Source organism: Mycobacterium angelicum, from assembly GCF_002086155.1.
GTDB classification, from domain to species: domain Bacteria; phylum Actinomycetota; class Actinomycetes; order Mycobacteriales; family Mycobacteriaceae; genus Mycobacterium; species Mycobacterium angelicum.
This window is the reverse complement of the sequence record NZ_MVHE01000056.1, coordinates 17,735-34,112: the sequence shown is the minus strand read 5'-3', so window position 1 is coordinate 34,112 and position 16,378 is coordinate 17,735. Positions and strand designations below refer to the sequence as shown.

Annotated in this window: 12 protein-coding genes and 1 pseudogene; 6 read left to right on the top strand and 7 right to left on the bottom strand. The window is 66.9% G+C overall.

Annotated features, from left to right (window positions below):
* Nucleotides 1-786, top strand: a pseudogene (locus BST12_RS31110) (hypothetical protein); the annotation flags it as partial.
* A gap of 296 nt (nt 787-1,082) precedes the next feature.
* Here BST12_RS31110 and BST12_RS22850 read toward each other — a convergent pair.
* A complete protein-coding gene (locus tag BST12_RS22850) occupies nt 1,083-2,249 on the bottom strand; it encodes an acyltransferase family protein (RefSeq protein WP_083115536.1) in 1,167 nt (388 codons plus the stop codon).
* 155 nt (nt 2,250-2,404) lie between these two features.
* Here BST12_RS22850 and pgfA point away from each other — a divergent pair, with 155 nt between their 5' ends.
* Both pgfA and BST12_RS22840 read left to right on the top strand, forming a co-directional pair.
* On the top strand, nt 2,405-3,706 hold the full coding sequence (gene pgfA / locus BST12_RS22845; protein ID WP_169726840.1) for a cell envelope lipid trafficking protein PgfA: 1,302 nt from the start codon (nt 2,405-2,407) through the stop codon (nt 3,704-3,706).
* A 9-nt stretch (nt 3,707-3,715) separates the two neighbouring features.
* Nucleotides 3,716-5,428, top strand: a complete 1,713-nt coding sequence (locus BST12_RS22840; RefSeq protein WP_083115534.1) for an MmpA family trehalose lipid delivery protein — start codon at nt 3,716-3,718, stop codon at nt 5,426-5,428.
* On the opposite strand, the gene BST12_RS22835 is transcribed toward BST12_RS22840, so the two are convergent.
* Entirely contained in the window at nt 5,352-5,669 is a 318-nt protein-coding gene (locus BST12_RS22835) for a helix-turn-helix transcriptional regulator (protein WP_083115533.1), read from the bottom strand. The genes BST12_RS22840 and BST12_RS22835 overlap by 77 nt on opposite strands.
* A gap of 138 nt (nt 5,670-5,807) precedes the next feature.
* On the opposite strand from BST12_RS22835, the gene BST12_RS22830 reads away from it, so the two are divergent.
* The gene (locus BST12_RS22830) at nt 5,808-6,587 is read left to right on the top strand and encodes a YoaK family protein (RefSeq protein ID WP_245850508.1); all 780 of its coding nucleotides are present in this window, start codon (nt 5,808-5,810) and stop codon (nt 6,585-6,587) included.
* A 6-nt stretch (nt 6,588-6,593) separates the two neighbouring features.
* Here the strand turns inward: BST12_RS22830 and BST12_RS22825 are convergent, their stop codons facing one another.
* The 3 genes from BST12_RS22825 to BST12_RS22815 form a co-directional block, all read right to left on the bottom strand.
* Nucleotides 6,594-7,748 carry a glycosyltransferase family 4 protein gene (locus BST12_RS22825; RefSeq protein ID WP_083115540.1) on the bottom strand — a complete coding sequence of 385 codons (1,155 nt, stop codon included), beginning with the start codon at nt 7,746-7,748 and terminating at the stop codon, nt 6,594-6,596.
* Between the two features lie 126 nt (nt 7,749-7,874).
* Nucleotides 7,875-8,540 (bottom strand): DedA family protein, encoded by a 666-nt coding sequence (locus BST12_RS22820; RefSeq protein WP_083115531.1) that lies wholly within the window; start codon nt 8,538-8,540, stop codon nt 7,875-7,877.
* Between the two features lie 16 nt (nt 8,541-8,556).
* On the bottom strand, nt 8,557-9,786 hold the full coding sequence (locus tag BST12_RS22815) for a TerC family protein (RefSeq protein ID WP_083115530.1): 1,230 nt from the start codon (nt 9,784-9,786) through the stop codon (nt 8,557-8,559).
* A 121-nt stretch (nt 9,787-9,907) separates the two neighbouring features.
* Between BST12_RS22815 and BST12_RS22810 the strand changes: the two genes are divergently transcribed.
* On the top strand, nt 9,908-10,675 hold the full coding sequence (locus BST12_RS22810; protein ID WP_083115529.1) for a class I SAM-dependent methyltransferase: 768 nt from the start codon (nt 9,908-9,910) through the stop codon (nt 10,673-10,675).
* 45 nt (nt 10,676-10,720) lie between these two features.
* Nucleotides 10,721-12,208 (top strand): aldehyde dehydrogenase, encoded by a 1,488-nt coding sequence (locus tag BST12_RS22805; protein WP_083115528.1) that lies wholly within the window; start codon nt 10,721-10,723, stop codon nt 12,206-12,208.
* Between the two features lie 16 nt (nt 12,209-12,224).
* Here BST12_RS22805 and BST12_RS22800 read toward each other — a convergent pair whose 3' ends face one another.
* Together BST12_RS22800 and BST12_RS22795 are read right to left on the bottom strand one after the other, a co-directional pair.
* Nucleotides 12,225-15,302: a Kelch repeat-containing protein gene (locus tag BST12_RS22800; protein ID WP_083115527.1), complete on the bottom strand. Its 3,078-nt coding sequence runs from the start codon at nt 15,300-15,302 to the stop codon at nt 12,225-12,227.
* Nucleotides 15,303-15,385: 83 nt separating this feature from the next.
* Nucleotides 15,386-16,183: a crotonase/enoyl-CoA hydratase family protein gene (locus BST12_RS22795; RefSeq protein WP_083115526.1), complete on the bottom strand. Its 798-nt coding sequence runs from the start codon at nt 16,181-16,183 to the stop codon at nt 15,386-15,388.
* Nucleotides 16,184-16,378: the final 195 nt, after the last annotated feature.

Sequence of the window (16,378 nt, the reverse complement as noted above, 5' to 3'; positions counted from 1 at the left end):
CTCACCCACGGTGGTTCCGGCGGCACCGGCGGGGCCGCCGGACAGTGGTTCGGCTCCGGCGGACACGGCGGCGATGGCGGACTCGGCGCCCTCCAAGGGGGCAGCGGCGGGGCCGGCGGGAGCACCGCCGGCCTGTTCGGCGACGGAGGCGCCGGCGGGGTCGGCGGTACGGGATCGGTGAGCGCGGGTAACGGTGGAATCGGCGGAGCCGCCGGCCTGTTGACGGGCAACGGCGGGGCCGGCGGCGCGGGCGGTGTGGCGCTGGCGACCGGGAGCCTGGGCGGGGCCGGCGGCGGCGGCGGCAAGGGTGGATCGCTGGTGGGCGACGGCGGAGCCGGCGGCGCCGGCGGCCAGGGTGATGTCCTCGGGGGCGCCGGCGGGGCCGGCGGCAATGCCGCGGGCCTGATCGGCAGCGGCGGCGCCGGCGGCCACGGCGGGTTCTCCGGCGCGACCGGCGGCGCCGGGGGCAGCGGCGGAAACGGCGCGGTGCTGTTCGGCAATGGCGGCGACGGCGGGGCCGGCGGGACGGGTTACATCGTGATCGGCGGTAACGGCGCGACCGGGGGCATCTCCGGACTGATCGGCAGTGGCGGAGCCGGCGGCGCCGGTGGGGACAGCGGTGTGGTTGCCGGTAGCGGCGGGAATGGCGGCAACGCCCAGTTGATCGGCAACGGCGGTAACGGCGGCAACCGCGGAATTGACTACACGACGGCGGCCGCCACCTCCGGTATCGGCGGCCACGGCGGGGCGCTGTTCGGCCAGCCCGGAATCAACGGCTTACCGTAGGCAGCTACCAGCTACTGACATTGGTGGCGAACAGCCGGTGTTCCACGACGGCCAACGCCTGATACGCCTGTCCTCGCTTCGGTCGAAATCGCTTGTATTTTGGGCACAGCACGACTCGCTCTGACGATCCTCTACATCGTCATCACTTCACTTCAGGACACACTCAGGTCGAAGTAGTTAGCGCGATATCGCCGGCGATATCGCAATTCAAAAGGCACTCATGGTTGAGACCGGCGCTCCCGGGCGATAGTGCCCTTCAAAAAGCGATATCGCAGGCGATATCGTGATTCGAAATGCTAGGGCGCGATCGCGTCGGCTTCGCGGTCGATAGTGCCCGCGGCTACCTGGTGGCGTTTCTCCCAGCGGCGCAACGCCTCCCGGCACGGCGACTCGACCAGCGCGTAGCTCACCGCGGCAATGGCGAACCCGAAGATCAGGGTCAACACCAGCACGGTCGGCATCCGGCCGGTGAACGGGAACGTGCCGATCACCGGGAACACCATGTCCAGCGCGGCCAAATGCCAGATGAACAGGCCATACGACCAGCGCCCCAGCGTCACCATGAGAGCGCTGCCCAGCAGGCGATGCGGAGTGTCGGGCCGGTCCAGCACCAGCGGGGCCACCAGCGCGAAGGCCACCACGGCGCCCATCGCGGTCTTCACCGCGAATTGCGTGGCCGTGCCCTGGACCAGGCCGGCCGGACCGGCCAGCGGCGACGCGGCCACCAGGTAGGCCAGCACCGCGACAACGGCCATCACCAGGCGGCGGCGCGCAAATTGGTGCACCGGGCCGATCGGGCTGTGCACCCATTCGGCGAGCAGCATGCCCGCGGCGAACCAGGACAGGAACGCCGGCGGCCAGTTCAGCGGGTTGCTGCCGGGCCCGCCATCCAGCGGCAGCCATGCCCATGCCCAGCTGAGCATCCCGAAAGCGGCAATCACCGGCACCCGGGCAGCCACCGGGATCTGCCGCGCCAGCAACGCGAAAACCGGGAGGGCGAGGTAGAAGCTGACTTCGACCGACAAGCTCCACATCTGGGTCAGTCCGCCGGTCAGTGTCAGTGGCACGTAGATCTGCGTCAGGGTGAGGTTCGCCAACCACACCGTCAGGCTGGCGTTATCCGAGTCGGGCAACAAGCTCAGAATCACCACCACCGCAACCAGGTAGGCCGGCATGATGCGGATTACCCGCGAGCGCAGATAGTGGCCGGTCCGCGGGCGCTCGCCCAGACCCCGCGCCGCCGCGGCGTGCGCGCGCCACAGCAGGAATCCCGACAGCGCGAAGAACACCGCGACGGCCAGGTCGAACCGGCCGAAGAGCCGGCCCGTCACACCGCTGGAGTGGCCGGTCTGAAAAGCGGTGTGCGTCACGACCACGCCCATGGCCGCGCAGGCGCGCATGCCTTCGACCGCGGGCAGGAAGCTGCGGGTACCACCCACCTGCTGGCCGTCGGTCACGATCATCAGTTTGCCCCGGGTGGGTTGCCGGCCGAATTGGGTACACCCGAAAGGTTCGTCCGCCGGGCCGCTACGTTCTGCTGTTAGGGTCAAACGGGTTTTGCCATGCTGCTTGGTCAGGTCGGAGCGAGTCGTTGGACCAGTAAGGAGGAGCGGCGCACGTGAATCGAGCAGTCATGTTGCGAATCGCCGCATGCGGGACGATCGGGTTGGGGGCTGCCCTGCTGATCGCCGCGCTGCTGCTGTCGACCTATACCAGCAGCAGGATCACCAAAATCCCGCTCGACCTCGACAGCACGCTGATCAGCGAGGGCACCGGATCGGCACTCGACTCTGCGTCGCTGTCCGGCGATCACGTCGTCACCAACCAGAACGTGCCGCTGGTGTCCCAGCAGCAGGTCAGCGTGGAGTCCCCGGCCAACGCCGACGTGGTGACCCTTCAGGTCGGAACCTCGGTGCGGCGCACCGACAAGCAGAAGGACAGCGGGCTGCTGCTGGCCATCGTCGACACCGTCACCCTGAACCGCAAGACTGCGATGGCCGTTTCGGACGACACCCACACCGGCGGCTCGGTGCAAAAGCCGCGCGGCTTCAACGACGAGAGCCCGCCCGCCGCAATCCCGTTGCGCCACGACGGCCTTGCCTACCGCTTCCCGTTCCACACCGAAAAGAAGACGTATCCCTATTTCGATCCGATCGCGCAGAAGGCCTTCGACGCGAACTACGAGGGCGAAGAGGACGTCAACGGGTTGAGCACCTATAAGTTCACCCAAACCGTCGGCTACAACTCAGAGGGCAAGCTGGTGGCGCCCATCCGCTACCCGTCGCTGTATGCCGGCGACGAGGACGGCAAGGTCACCACCTCGGCCGCGATGTGGGGCGTGCCCGGCGAGCCGAACGAGCAGATCACCATGACCCGCTACTACGCCGCACAGCGCACGTTCTGGGTGGACCCGGTCTCGGGCACGATCGTCAAGAAAACCGAGCACGCCAACCACTACTTCGCCCGCGATGCGCTCAAGCCCGAGGTGACGCTGGCCGACTACAAGGTGACGTCCACCGAGGAGACGGTCGAATCGCAGGTCAACATGGCCCGCGACGAACGCGACCGGCTGGCACTGTGGTCGCGGGTACTGCCGATCACGTTCACCGCGGTCGGGTTGATCGCGCTGATCGGCGGGGCGGTGCTGGCCTCGTTCAGCCTGCGCACCGAGAGCGCGCTGACCGATCCGGGCCTGGACCGCGACGACACCGATTTCCTGCGCCGAGCCGGGCTGGAACCACCGGTGCCCGGGGCCGAAGCCGAGACCGAGAAGCTGCCCGCGCAGCGGCCGCCGGAGGTGACCGAGGAAGCCGGTCCGCCGAGCGCGGACCCGCCGGCCGATCCCGCCCCACCGGATGCGGCTAAGGATCCGGCTAAGCCCGAGGACGGGCCGTCCGAACCTCCCACCGAACGGACCTAACCCGCCGACGTGCGCTGGTTGCGGCCCGGGTACGCGCTGGCCCTGACGCTGGTGGTGGTTGCGCCGCTGCTGCGACCCGGTTATCTACTGTTGCGCGACGCGGTTTCCACGCCGCGGTCGTATCTGTCCGATACTGCCCTGGGGTTGACGGCCGCTCCGCGTGCCACCCCACAGGACTTCGCGGTGGCGCTGTGCTCGCAGCTGATCGACGGCGGCATCGTGGTGAAGGCGCTGCTGATTTCGGGGCTGTGGCTCGCGGGCTGGGGTGCGGCGGCGCTGGTGGCTTTGGCGCTACCCGACGCCGGGATCGGTGGCCAGTTCGCCGCTAGCACGCTCACGATCTGGAATCCCTATGTCGCCGAACGGCTTTTGCAGGGCCACTGGAGTCTGCTGGTCGGTTACGGTTGTCTGCCCTGGGTCGCGACGGCGATGCTTTCCCGGCGGTTCTTTGCGCTGGCGTTCTGGATCGCGCTGGCCGGGCTGACCCCTACCGGGCTGTTGCTCGCGGCGACGGTGGCGCTGGTCTGCGTGGGGGGTGTTCCGGGTTCGCGCTGGCGGTGGGCCGCAACGGCTTTGGGGATTTCGCTGGTGGCGGCGCTGCCGTGGTTGATGGCCGCTGTCCTGGGCTCGCCGTTGCCCAGTCACACGGCCGCGAACGGGGTTAGCGCGTTCGCGCCGCGCGCCGAGCCGGGCCTTGGCACGCTGGCGAGCCTGGCCAGTCTGGGCGGGATCTGGAACGGCGAGGCTGTACCCGCTTCGCGCGCAACACTTTTCGCGGTTCTATCGGCCGTGGTGTTGCTCGGTGTGGTGGCGATTGGACTGCCGGCCGTGGCGCGCCGGCCGGCAGTGCTGCCGTTGTTGCTACTGGCGGCGGTGGCGGTGCTGGTTCCGGCGGCGCTGGCGACCGGGCCGGGCCTGCACGCGTTGCGTGCGGTGCTCGACGTTGCGCCCGGGCTGGGGGTGTTGCGCGACGGCCAGAAATGGGTGGCGCTGGCGGTGCCCGGGTATGCGCTGGCCGGTGCGGGCGCGGTGACTTCGCTGCGCCCCTGGCTACGGCCGGCGGTGGCGGCGCCGGTGTGCTGCGTTGCGCTGGTGCTGGTGCTGCCCGATCTGGCCTGGGGGGTTGCGGGCAAGGTGGCACCGGTGCACTACCCGTCGGGCTGGGCGGCGGTGGCGTCGGTGATCAACGGCGAGCCCGGCCCGGTCGCGGTGCTGCCCGCCGGCACCATGCGGCGCTTCTCCTGGGCCGGTTCGGCCCCGGTTCTGGATCCGTTGCCCCGATGGGTTCGCGCCGACGTGCTCACCACCGGCGATCTGACCATTTCCGGCGTCACGGTGCCCGGGGAGGGCGCGCACGCGCGCGCGGTGCAGGAGTTGCTGCTGACCGGGCCCGAGCCGTCGGCGCTGGCCGCTGCCGGGGCGACCTGGCTGGTCACCGAGTCCGATAGCGCCGGTGACATGGGAGCCGCTGCCCGCACTTTGGACCGGCTTACGCCGTCATATCGCGACCCCGACATCGCCGTCTACCGGATCGGGGGCCACCCAACCGACACATCCACTGCCCGCCTTCGAGCGACAATGGCGGCGCACCTGGCCTGGCTGGCGCTGCTGATCGTCGGTGCAGCAGGATGTGTAGGCCAAGTGGCTACGACAGGGCTTCGACGAGCTCGCCTACGGTATGACGGGCCTCCAAAGGATGGCGCAACCTACCCTCGGGATTGAGCGTGTACACGTTGCGCCGGCCGGCTTTCGACTTGACCAGGTAACCCTCGTCCGTCAAATCGGCCAGGATCGTTTGCACGGATCGTTCGGTGATGCCGACCCGCAGCGACAGTTCGCGTGCCGTCAACGGCTCGCTGATCGACACGCACAGCAGTACGTGCCCGTGGTTGCTCAGAAATGTCCACCCGCGCTCGGAGCCGGTACGCGCGGCGCTCAACTCGTTTGCCTTCGCGGCGCTCATAGGCTGAACATACACCGTTTTTCACGTAAATAGTTTCGCTAATTCGGCGACATGGCCCTGGCTCCGCACTGCCACTCTTGGCGAATTCATATGAAAAACTATTGATGAAGAATTTTTCGTTATATAGGCTTCTTGCTTGTGCGCCTACCGAGAAACCCGACTCACGAAGGTGGCCCCTCGACTCGCGGACTCTTACTGGGCTACAGCGGCTCGCTGGCGTTCGTCGCCGGGTGCGTCAACGCGGTAGCCCTACTGGTCCTTGCTTTCCCGGTCGGCAACCTCACGGGCGTGACGACACAGCTAGGGATGAACACGGCCAACCCATGGCTGTACGAAGGACATCTACTGGCGGCCATCCTGCTCGGGTTCTGGGGCGGCGCCATGACCGCCGGAGTAATTCTGGGGACCAACCAGCATCCGACACAGGCGACACATGCCGCGATGCTCACCATGGAAGCGGCACTGTTGGTGCTAGCCGCACTGGGCGAAAACGCCGAGGCGCAAGGCTATATCGCCGGTCTTGGCATCGAACCACCCGTGGTGCAAGCCCTGTTTGCCGCCGCGGCGCTGGGACTGCAGAACGGGCTGACCTCAAGCTTCCGCGGAATGGCAATCCGCACTACCCACTTCACGGGCACGGTCACCGACCTCGGGCTGATGCTCGGCCGCAGCCGTCGACAGGGTATCGACAAGTGGAAGCTTGCCGTCCTCTCCGTGACCCTGTTGCTTTTCCTGGTGGGGGGCGCGACCGGGCTGCTGTTTGGAAACTGGCTCAGCGGATACGCATTCGTCGCTCCCGCGGCGATCTGCCTGATCATGGCCGGCAGCTACTCGGTACCCAGCCGCCGCCTGGTAGCGGCCTCCGAAGACACCCGCGCCACCCAACCGGCCGGCGAAAAGGCCCCAGCGAGTGTGTGAGCGCGGCTAGACCACGCCGCTTACGCGCGCTCCGGCATGCACCGCTTCCAGCACCGAACGCATCGCCTGCGCGCTTTGCTGCCAGGAGAAATCGACGCTGCGCACTTGAGCTTTGACACCGAGTTGGTCGCGCAACAGCGCATCGCCGAGCAACTGTTGCAGCCGGTCTACCAGCTCGGCGCGATTGTCAACCAACACTCCGGTAACCCCGTCGACGATCGAGTCGCACAAGCCGCCAGAAGATCGGTAACCGATGGTGGGCACGCCGTGCTGGGCCGCCTCGACCACCGCCAGGGCCCAGCCCTCTTTGCGTGACGGCAGCAGGTGCACCCAAGAGCCTTGCAGCACATGATGTTTGGTCACATCGTCGACATGCCCGTGGAAGGTGACCGCGTCAGAAATCCCGAGCCGGAGCACATGGTCGACCAGCCGTTGCCGCCACCAGCCGCCGCCGACGATGTCCAGGTGCAGATCCGGCATCCGGGGCCGCAGCTGCGCGACCGCTTCCAGCGCGTCCTCGATCTGCTTGTGCGGCACCAACCGGGACAACACCACCACGCGCGGCGCGGACGCGCGCGGGCCGGACAGCGTCTGCGCCGGCGCCTCGTCGAGACCGTTGCGCACCACCGCGATGCGCTCGTTGTCGACGCCGAGAGCCACCAGATCCCGCGCCGACGGCAGCGACACCGTCACGTATTGGTTGTTCCGGTTCAGTCGTGGCGACAACCTCGACTCGACGAACCAGCCCACCCGCGCCAGCACCGGCCCGGCGACCGGCCACTGCTCGCGATGGCAATGGTGCACCAGCACCACCACCCGCCGGCCGTAGAGCAGCCGGGCCAAGAACGGCAAGCCGTTCTGGGTGTCGACCACCACATCGGGGCGCACCCGTCGCAGCGGACCAAGGCCGACGCGGGCGACCGCCATTGCCAGCAATGCCCAGATGTATACGGTGTAGCGGCCCCCGGCCCGGCTGATCCGGACGCCGTCGACGACTTCGCGGCGCGGCGCGCCGTCATAGCAAGCGGTGCGCATGGTGACATCGATGCCGTCGGCGGCGAGCTGGGCGCCGATGCGCTGTAGGTAGGCTTCGCTGCCGCCGCCCTGCGGGTGGCCGGTATCGCGCCAGCACAGCAGCAGTACCGAGCGCACACCAGACATTGCGGTCCAGCCTAGCCCGGCGACGATGCGCGCCACGAAGTGGCGGGCGAAGGAGCTGGGCAATTCAGCCCCGCCCGGCGACGATGCGCGCCACGCAGTGGCGGGCGAAGGAGCTGGGCAATTGGCCTAGTGGGGATCGGTCAGCGCGCCGTTGCGAGGCTCATGGTTGCTGCCGGGTGAGGCTGATCGGCGAGCGTGCGGGTCGGTTGTCCGTGTGCGCATCCACCTGACCAGTTCGAATATTCCGGCCAGTGCCAGTCCCACGCCTAACGATGCCGCGAACGCAAGGAGATGGTTGTCGGCGAAGGCGTGCCCGCCGATGAAGCCGATCATCGTGTTGAGGATGCCCCACAACACGGCACCGATCGCGTCGAAGACCAGAAACTGCCGGTAGGGGAATTCCAGCACACCGCAGGCGATAGTCGTCGCCGTGCGACCCCCGGGAACGAACCGGGCCACGATCACCAGCGGACCGCCGTGCCGCTCCAACCCCTCGTGCGCCCAGCGCAGGGCGCGCTCGCCCGTCTGGCCGCGGGTGATCCAGCGTCGAGCCCAGTCTTCGGCCGAATGCCCAATCCCGTAGGCGATGTTGTCGCCGATAAACGCCCCGGCGGCGCCCATCGCGATCACCCAGCCCAGGGCCATGGATCCGTCGGCGGCCAGAATTCCGCCGGTCAGCAGCACCGTCTCGCTCGGCAGGATGGGAAGGACGGCATCCAAGGAGCAGAACAGCAGTATCACCGGATATTCCCACCACGAGTGGCCGAGCGTGTCGATCAACGAGTCAAACACCGCGCACCGGCTACCTTCACGAGATCAATCCCGTTCTGGCGAATGGCTCGGCCTCGCCGCGCTCGACCGCCTCGTCGTGTTTGGCGGCGGCGCGTTCCAGCAGGTCGACCAGGGCCTGCTCGTCGCGGACCAGCTGGCGGTACTTCGGTCCGAGCGCCATTATCTGGTCGCGCTCGCCCAGCAGCATCCCGAAGATGCGCTCGCGTTCGGCGGGATCGTGGGTGTACTCCGAGTCGAGATAAGCCGTGGCGTGACGGCGGGCGTTGATGATCGCCGTGCGGGCTTTGCCCCCGCGGCTGAGCAGTGACGCGACGATGGTGACCACGAGAATGCCCACGATCACAACCAGCGAGAGGACCGTGCTGATCTCGACCACTGGCACCGGCTCACCGTCGTTGATGAACGGGACGTTGTTCTCGTGCAAGGCATGCAACACCAGCTTCACACCGATGAAAGCCAGGATTGCCGCCAGTCCGTGGGAGAGGTAGACGAGCCGGTCCAGCAAGCCCTCGATGAGGAAGAACAGCTGCCGCAGTCCCAGCAGCGAGAACGCCGTCGCCGTGAACACGAGGTAGACGTTCTGGGTAAGGCCGAAGATCGCCGGGATCGAGTCGAAAACGAAAAGTATGTCCGTGCCGCCGATCGCGACCATGACCAAGAGCATCGGCGTCATTGCCCGCCTGCCGTCGACCGTCGTGAACAACTTGTCGCCGTCATAGTGCTCGGTGGTGCGCAGCACCTTCTTCGCGATCCGGATGACCAGGTTGTCGGCCGTCCCGGAGTCGTCGTGGTTGTCGGGCTTGATAACACTGCCGGCGGTAAGCAGCAGCATCAGCCCGAACAAGTAGAAAACCCACGCGAAAGCGTTGATCATCGCGGCGCCGAGGAAGATGAACCCGGTACGGGCGATCAGGGCGAAGACAATCCCGAACAGCAGTGCCTTCTGCTGATCCTCACGGGGAACCCGGAAGCTGGTCATGATCACCAGGAAGACGAACAGGTTGTCGACCGACAAGGCCTTTTCGGTGACGTACCCGGCGAAGTACTCCGAGCCCGCTTCGTTGCCGCCGAACACGAGCACGCCGACGCCGAACAGCACCGCGATGCCCACGTAGCCGGCCGACCAGATTGCGGCCTCCCTCAGCGTGGGGACGTGCACCTTGCGGACATGGAAGAAATAGTCGAAGGCCAACAGCCCCACGATGCCGCAGCTGGTCAGGGCCCAAACCCAATCCGGGACATCCATAACACCCTTGTACCCGCTTTACCTCCTTTGCGACCGTGCGCGTATGTACACAACACGCCGCGTGAAAGCGTGCAATTGCGCACGTTCGCCGGGGAAGTGGTGTGGCCGTAGGGTTTTGCGGGTGCGGGTAACTGACATTTTCGCGCGGCGGGCGACCCTGGGCCGGTCGGTGCGACTGCTGTCGGAATTCCGCTACGAACAGCCGGACCCGGCCCGCTTCTATGGCGCCCTGGCCGCCGACACCGCGGACATGATCGACGACCTGTGGCGAGCGGTCCATGACGCTCCACCGGCCGGCCGCACCCTGCTCGACGTCGGTGGCGGGCCCGGATACTTCGCGTCGGCCTTCGCCGCTCGAGGCGTGCGCTACCTCGGCGTCGAACCCGACCCCTCAGAGATGCATGCGGCCGGACCGGCTTTCCAACGCGAGCCGGGCACGTTCGTCCGCGCCTCGGGCATGGCGCTGCCCTTCGCCGACGACTCGGTGGACATCTGCATGTCGTCCAACGTGGCCGAGCACGTCCCACGCCCCTGGCAACTCGGCAACGAGATGCTGCGGGTGACCCGGCCCGGCGGACTTGCCGTGCTGTCCTACACGGTCTGGCTGGGCCCGTTCGGCGGCCACGAGATGGGTATGACCCATTACCTCGGCGGAGCCCGTGCCGCGGCGCGCTATGCCCGCAAACACGGCCATCCGGCAAAGAACAACTACGGGTCGTCGTTGTTCGCCGTGTCGGCCGCAGAAGGCTTGAAGTGGGCGGATAGCACCGGTGCCGCTGTGGCGACTTTCCCTCGCTACCACCCGAGATGGGCTTGGTGGCTGACCCGAGTGCCGGTACTGCGGGAGTTCCTGGTGAGCAATCTCGTGCTGGTCCTGTCGCCCCGATAATGGAACATGTTCTCGTTTTAGGCCGGCTGGGGTAGGTTGGCGATCATGAGCTCAGCTACAACCTCAGCTACAACGGAGTACGACAAGCTTTTCATCGGCGGCAAGTGGACACAGCCGTCGACCGATCAGGTCATCGAGGTGCACTGCCCGGCGACCGGCGAGTACGTCGGCAAGGTGCCGCTGGCAGCCCCGGCTGACGTCGACGCCGCCGTCGCCGCGGCGCGCGCGGCCTTCGACAGCGGCCCCTGGCCCTCGACCCCGCCGAAAGAGCGCGCGGCCGTCATCGCCAAAGCGGTCAGGTTGTTGGAGGAGCGCAAGGACCTGTTCACCAAGCTGCTCGCCGACGAGACCGGGCAGCCGCCGATGGGCATCGAGACGATGCACTGGATGAGTTCGATCGGCGCGCTGAACTTCTTCGCCGGCCCCGCTGTCGACCAGGTCAAGTGGCGCGAGACCCGCAACGGCGCCTACGGGCAGACGATTGTCCACCGCGAGCCCATCGGTGTCGTGGGCGCGATCGTGGCCTGGAATGTGCCGCTGTTCTTGGCGGTCAACAAACTCGGCCCCGCGCTGTTGGCCGGCTGCACCCTGGTGCTCAAGCCGGCCGCCGAAACACCGCTGAGCGCAAACGCTTTGGCGGAGGTGTTCGCCGAGGCCGGCCTGCCCGAGGGCGTGCTGTCGGTGGTGCCCGGCGGGGTCGAGACCGGACAGGCGCTGACGTCCAACCGTGACATCGACTTGTTCACGTTCACCGGCAGCTCGGCCGTCGGCAAGGAGATCGGCCAGCGCGCCGCGGACTTGCTGAAGCCATGCACCTTGGAGCTCGGCGGGAAATCGGCGGCCATCATCCTCGACGACGTCGACCTGGCCGCCGCGATCCCGATGCTGGTGTTCTCCGGGATCATGAACACCGGGCAGGCCTGCGTCGCGCAGACCCGCATCCTGGCGCCGCGCTCGCGGTACGACGAAATCGTCGATGCGGTAAGCACTTTCGTGCAGGCGCTGCCGATCGGCACTCCGACCGACCCGGCTGCCCAGATCGGGTCACTGATCTCGGAGAAGCAGCGCGCCCGGGTCGAGGGCTACATCGCCAAGGGCGTCGAGGAGGGCGCCCGGCTGGTGTGCGGCGGCTCGCGCCCCGAAGGGCGCGAGGACCTAGCCAACGGCTTCTTCGTGCAGCCCACGGTGTTCGCCGACGTCGACAACAAGATGACGATCGCCCAGGAGGAGATCTTCGGCCCGGTGCTGAGCATCATTCCCTACGACACCGAGGAGGACGCGATCAAGATCGCCAACGATTCGGTGTACGGCCTGGCCGGCAGCGTCTGGACCACCGACGTCCCCAAGGGCATCGAGATCTCGGAGAAGATCCGCACCGGAACGTATGGCATCAACTGGTACGCCTTCGATCCCGGCTGCCCATTCGGCGGCTTCAAGAACTCCGGCGTCGGCCGGGAGAACGGGCCCGAAGGCGTCGAACACTTCACCCAGCAGAAGAGCGTGCTGATGCCCATGGGCTACACGGTCGAGTAACCCACGGGCATCACCGCTAGGTGAAGTCCATGGCCTCCATGGCCGAGATGGCGCCTTCACGGCCGAGCCGGTTCGCCCCACCGATGCAGTACAGGGAGTTGCCAACCGTGAGCAATATCTGGTCGTGCTGCGGCGTGGGTAGCGGTGGCAAGGTGCTCCACTTCCCGTCGGCGATGTCGTACATCTCGGTGACTCCGAGCACCTGAGTCGCGCTCTCGCCACCGACCATAACGATTCGGCCGTCGATGAAAGAGGCGCCGAAGCTTTGGTCACTGGTCGGCATGTCCAGCAGCTTGGTCCACGTCCCGGATTGCGGATCGAAACGTTCGAACGCCACCGAGGGCCGGTCGATGGACAGGAACCGACCGCCGATCGCGTACACGTAGGAGCCGTCGGACACCGCGGCAAGATGCTCCCGCGGGGTTGGCAGACTTGCGGCGTCCTTCCACGAAGTGCCGTCGAAGACCTCGGTTTCCGGGATCAGCTGCTTGCCGTTCATTCCGCCGACAACCACGAGTTTGTCGCCGACCACGGCTGCCGCCGCCGCCACTCGCGCGTGCTTGAGGCTCGGCAACTCCACCCAGCTACCGTGGCGCAACACGAACACCCGGTTGGTGGCCTGCTGGAAGTCAGCGCTTGCGCCCCCGATGACCACCACCTCGCCGCGGTAGGTGGCCGCCGTCGCATGTTGCAGCGGTATGGGCAACGGCGGTCCGCTTGCCCAGACTCCGGTGCGGGGGTCGTAGCTCTGGACATCGCGCAGCACGCCCCCGTCCCGCATGCCGCCCATGATCCAGATCTTGTCCTCGAGCACGGTCCCGGCCGGCGCCAACCGGGCATCCGGCGCATCGGGCAGCGCACGCCACGCCGACATCGCCTGCACCTTGCGGGCCGGCAGCTTGAGCACTTCGGCTGAGGAGGTCACGTCGGTGTCGCCGGCCGCGGTCGATCCACCGATGGCGTACACGCAGGTCTCTACCGACGTGACCCCGGCGCCGTGGCGCGGAATCGCCAGGTCCGGCAACGGGGACCACGTCTTGGCCAGCAGGTCGTACTCGGCGACGCTCTTGAGCGCTTGACCCATCGACACACCCCCGACAGCCACCAGGCGTTCGCCGGCGATCGCCACCCCCAGATCACTACGCCCTTCGGGGAGTGCGGGCATAGCCGTCCAGGTTTTCGCTGCCGGGTCATAGGCTTCGACCGTCGCCATGTCGATGGTGCCGTTGGTGCCGCCCACCGCGTACATCAGCTTTCCATCCGAAGCCGCGGCCAGCATTTGACGCGGAGTCGGGATGGGAGCGCCCAGGCTCCACGAGCGACCGTCGAAGACTTCGGTGGTGTTCAGCAGTGCGCCGTTGGCGTCAACACCACCGGTGACGATGATGCGGTCGCCCACTACCGCGGCCGCACCAGCTGCCCTGGGCTGCAACAGATGCGGGAGCTCCGTCCAGTGGCTGTTGACCATCCGCCAAACCCGGTCGGTCGCATCCCGCTTCTCGCTGGTTGTCCGCCAGCCGCCCAACACAACCGGGGTTGACTGCCACGTCACCGCCGTCGCGTGCTGAACCGGATCCGGCAGGTCGTCGTCGTCCTTCCAGCTGTCGGTGGTCGGGTCATAGCCATCTTGTTGTCCGGTGACCGCGCCGTCGCTTCGGATTCCGCCGTAGCTCCAGATCATCCCCTCGGCCTGGGTGGTCGCCATTGCGTCACGCGCGACACGCGCATTCGCAATTGGCTGCCACTTGATCGGCGCCGCGCCGGATGGGCCCGCTGCGCTCGCCCGGATGTTGCCGGCCTTGGGCAGCGACACGTAGACGCCGCTGACCACCAGGAGCAACGCCAACACCGCCGCGGCGCTGACGGACGCCACGCGGTGGCGCTTCGTGCGTCGCGGCATGCACCGCAGTACGGCCCGCTGCGAAATCCATTCCCAGCCGCGAGGCAGGATCGGCGCTCCAACCGGACCCAAGACGGGGCCAGTGGACGTTTTTCGTCCGGTAGGACCCGACGGGTTGATCGCGGCGCTTTTCGCCCAGTCCGCGAACTGCGGGACGGCTCCGGGAACGGGCAGCGTCTCGGCCCCCGCCGGCCGCGCGTCACTGCTGTCGCCGCTTTGCTCGCCGGGCCCGGCCGAAAGTGGTTGAACGACATGGGCTGAACTGCTCAGGGTGAGGCCGACGTCCATACCGGCGCCGGTGATCGCCATCGAATCGGGCTTCAGGCCGTTCGTGCGCTGCGCGGCCTGCAACTGGCGACCGAACTCGGCCGCCGACGACGGCCGCTCCTCGGGCTCGATGGACATCGCATGCTCGATCGCCAAACACACCGCGTCCGGGATGCCTTCCGGACGCATATCCGGGACCCGGGTGGAGCTGATCCGCAGATACTGCGCGAGCAGGTCTTCACCGGTGTTGCGTTCGTGTGCGGCACTACCCGCGATGAGGGCGTAAATCGTGGCGCCCAGGGAGTAGATGTCGGCGGCGACCGTCGTGGGGTTACCGGTTAGCACCTCGGGCGCGGTGTAGGCGAGGGTGCCCGAGAAATACCCGGTCGCCGTTTGATACCCGCCTTCGATGTGGGCGATACCGAAATCGGCCAGCTCCGGTTCGCCGTAGTCATTGATAAGCACGTTCGCGGGCTTGATATCGCGATGCAACGTGCCGGTCTTGTGTGCGGTTTCCAATGCCCCGCACAACTTCACGCCGATCCGCAAGGCATCGGGCCAGGGCAACGGGCCCGCCCTGAGCAGCCGCACCGCCAGCGAATCCGCTGCGTGGTAAGGCATTACGATGAATGGCCGGCCGCTTTCGGTTACCCCGACGCGCAAAATGTTGACGATGTTGGGATGTCCGGAGAGCCCGCCCATCGCGTAGCCCTCGCGCAGGAAGCGTTCCTTATCCTCTTCCTCGAAGTGCGGCGGCAGTACCTTGACCGCAACGTTTCGGCCCAATGCCGTTTCGTGGCAACGATAAATAACGCCGGCGCCGCCGCGGCCTATCTGGCGCGCGTCTGCGAGTCCAGCGGCCGTCAACTCGGTGACGACCCCAGTCGGTTCCGGAGTTGGACGCTCGGAAGCGATTTCTCCAGCCATTTCTTCGTGCTCAACCTTCCAACGACCCCTAGGTCGGGTCGTATCAGTATTAACTCTGTTGTCCGATAACGGTTTTCGGCCCGCTAACGACCCTCGAATCGGGCTTGCCGACGCTCGATGAACGACTGCACGCCCTCGGCGGCATCCTGGGTGGCGAACAGCGCCGCCGCGTCCGGAGCAAGCCGCTCGATTGCGGCAGCCTCGCCTTGTTGCAGGGCCAAGTGTGCGGATGCAAGGGTGGCGCGCACACCCAGGGGCGCGGCGCGCTCCGCGATGGTCTGTGCGATTTCGCGCGCCCGGGCCAAAGCCGAGTCGCGATCGTCGGCGACCTCTTGAACCAGCCCGATGCGGTACGCCTCGGCGGCATCGAATTCGTCACCGGTGAGCAGCCACCGCATGGCGTTGCCCCAGCCCGCCGCACGCGGCAGCCGGATCGTCGCGCCGCCAAACGGGTAGATCCCGCGCTGCACTTCCAGCTGGGTGAACCGGGTTCCCTTCGCGGCGATTCGGATGTCGGCCGCCAGCAGCAATTCAATGCCCAGGGTCATGCACCAGCCATGGGCGACGGCGATCAGTGGTGTGGTCGGCGCAGGTGCCGAAGGACTGTCCAACCGCCAGGGATCCCGGCCACCCTCGGGCAACAACCGCTGCCCGCTCGCAACGGCAGGTCCGACGTCGACGAGGTCCAACCCAGCGGTGAAATGGTCGCCGTGCCCGAACAGCACGCCGACACGTAACGAGTCGTCGGATTCCAGCAGCGCATAGGCACGGGACAACTCCTCGAGCATGGCCCGATCAAACGAATTGCGTTTGTGCGGCCGATTCAGGCCGATGAGCAGGACGTGCCCATCCCGCTCAATAGACACGGTGTCAGTAGCCATGCTCAAAGTGAACCGCAAACCCAACAAATATGCAAGCTTACATATTCCCGGCGGTGACATATTGCCAGAAGCGCATGCCTTAGGTCGCATATGAATCTCAAATGTACGCACTGTTCAGGGCTTACTAGCTTGAGGGTTGTTTACTAAACCCATGCCTTATATGCTCTCCTACATAGTCATGGGCCGGGAACGGAG

Coding starts and splice junctions, on each gene's coding strand:
- BST12_RS22795 (WP_083115526.1), bottom strand. CDS start 16,183: ATGGCTACTGACACCGTGTCTATTGAGCGGGATGGGCACGTCCTGCTC.
- BST12_RS22835 (WP_083115533.1), bottom strand. CDS start 5,669: ATGAGCGCCGCGAAGGCAAACGAGTTGAGCGCCGCGCGTACCGGCTCC.
- BST12_RS22825 (WP_083115540.1), bottom strand. CDS start 7,748: ATGTCTGGTGTGCGCTCGGTACTGCTGCTGTGCTGGCGCGATACCGGC.
- BST12_RS22805 (WP_083115528.1), top strand. CDS start 10,721: ATGAGCTCAGCTACAACCTCAGCTACAACGGAGTACGACAAGCTTTTC.
- BST12_RS22815 (WP_083115530.1), bottom strand. CDS start 9,786: ATGGATGTCCCGGATTGGGTTTGGGCCCTGACCAGCTGCGGCATCGTG.
- BST12_RS22800 (WP_083115527.1), bottom strand. CDS start 15,302: ATGGCTGGAGAAATCGCTTCCGAGCGTCCAACTCCGGAACCGACTGGG.
- BST12_RS22850 (WP_083115536.1), bottom strand. CDS start 2,249: ATGATCGTGACCGACGGCCAGCAGGTGGGTGGTACCCGCAGCTTCCTG.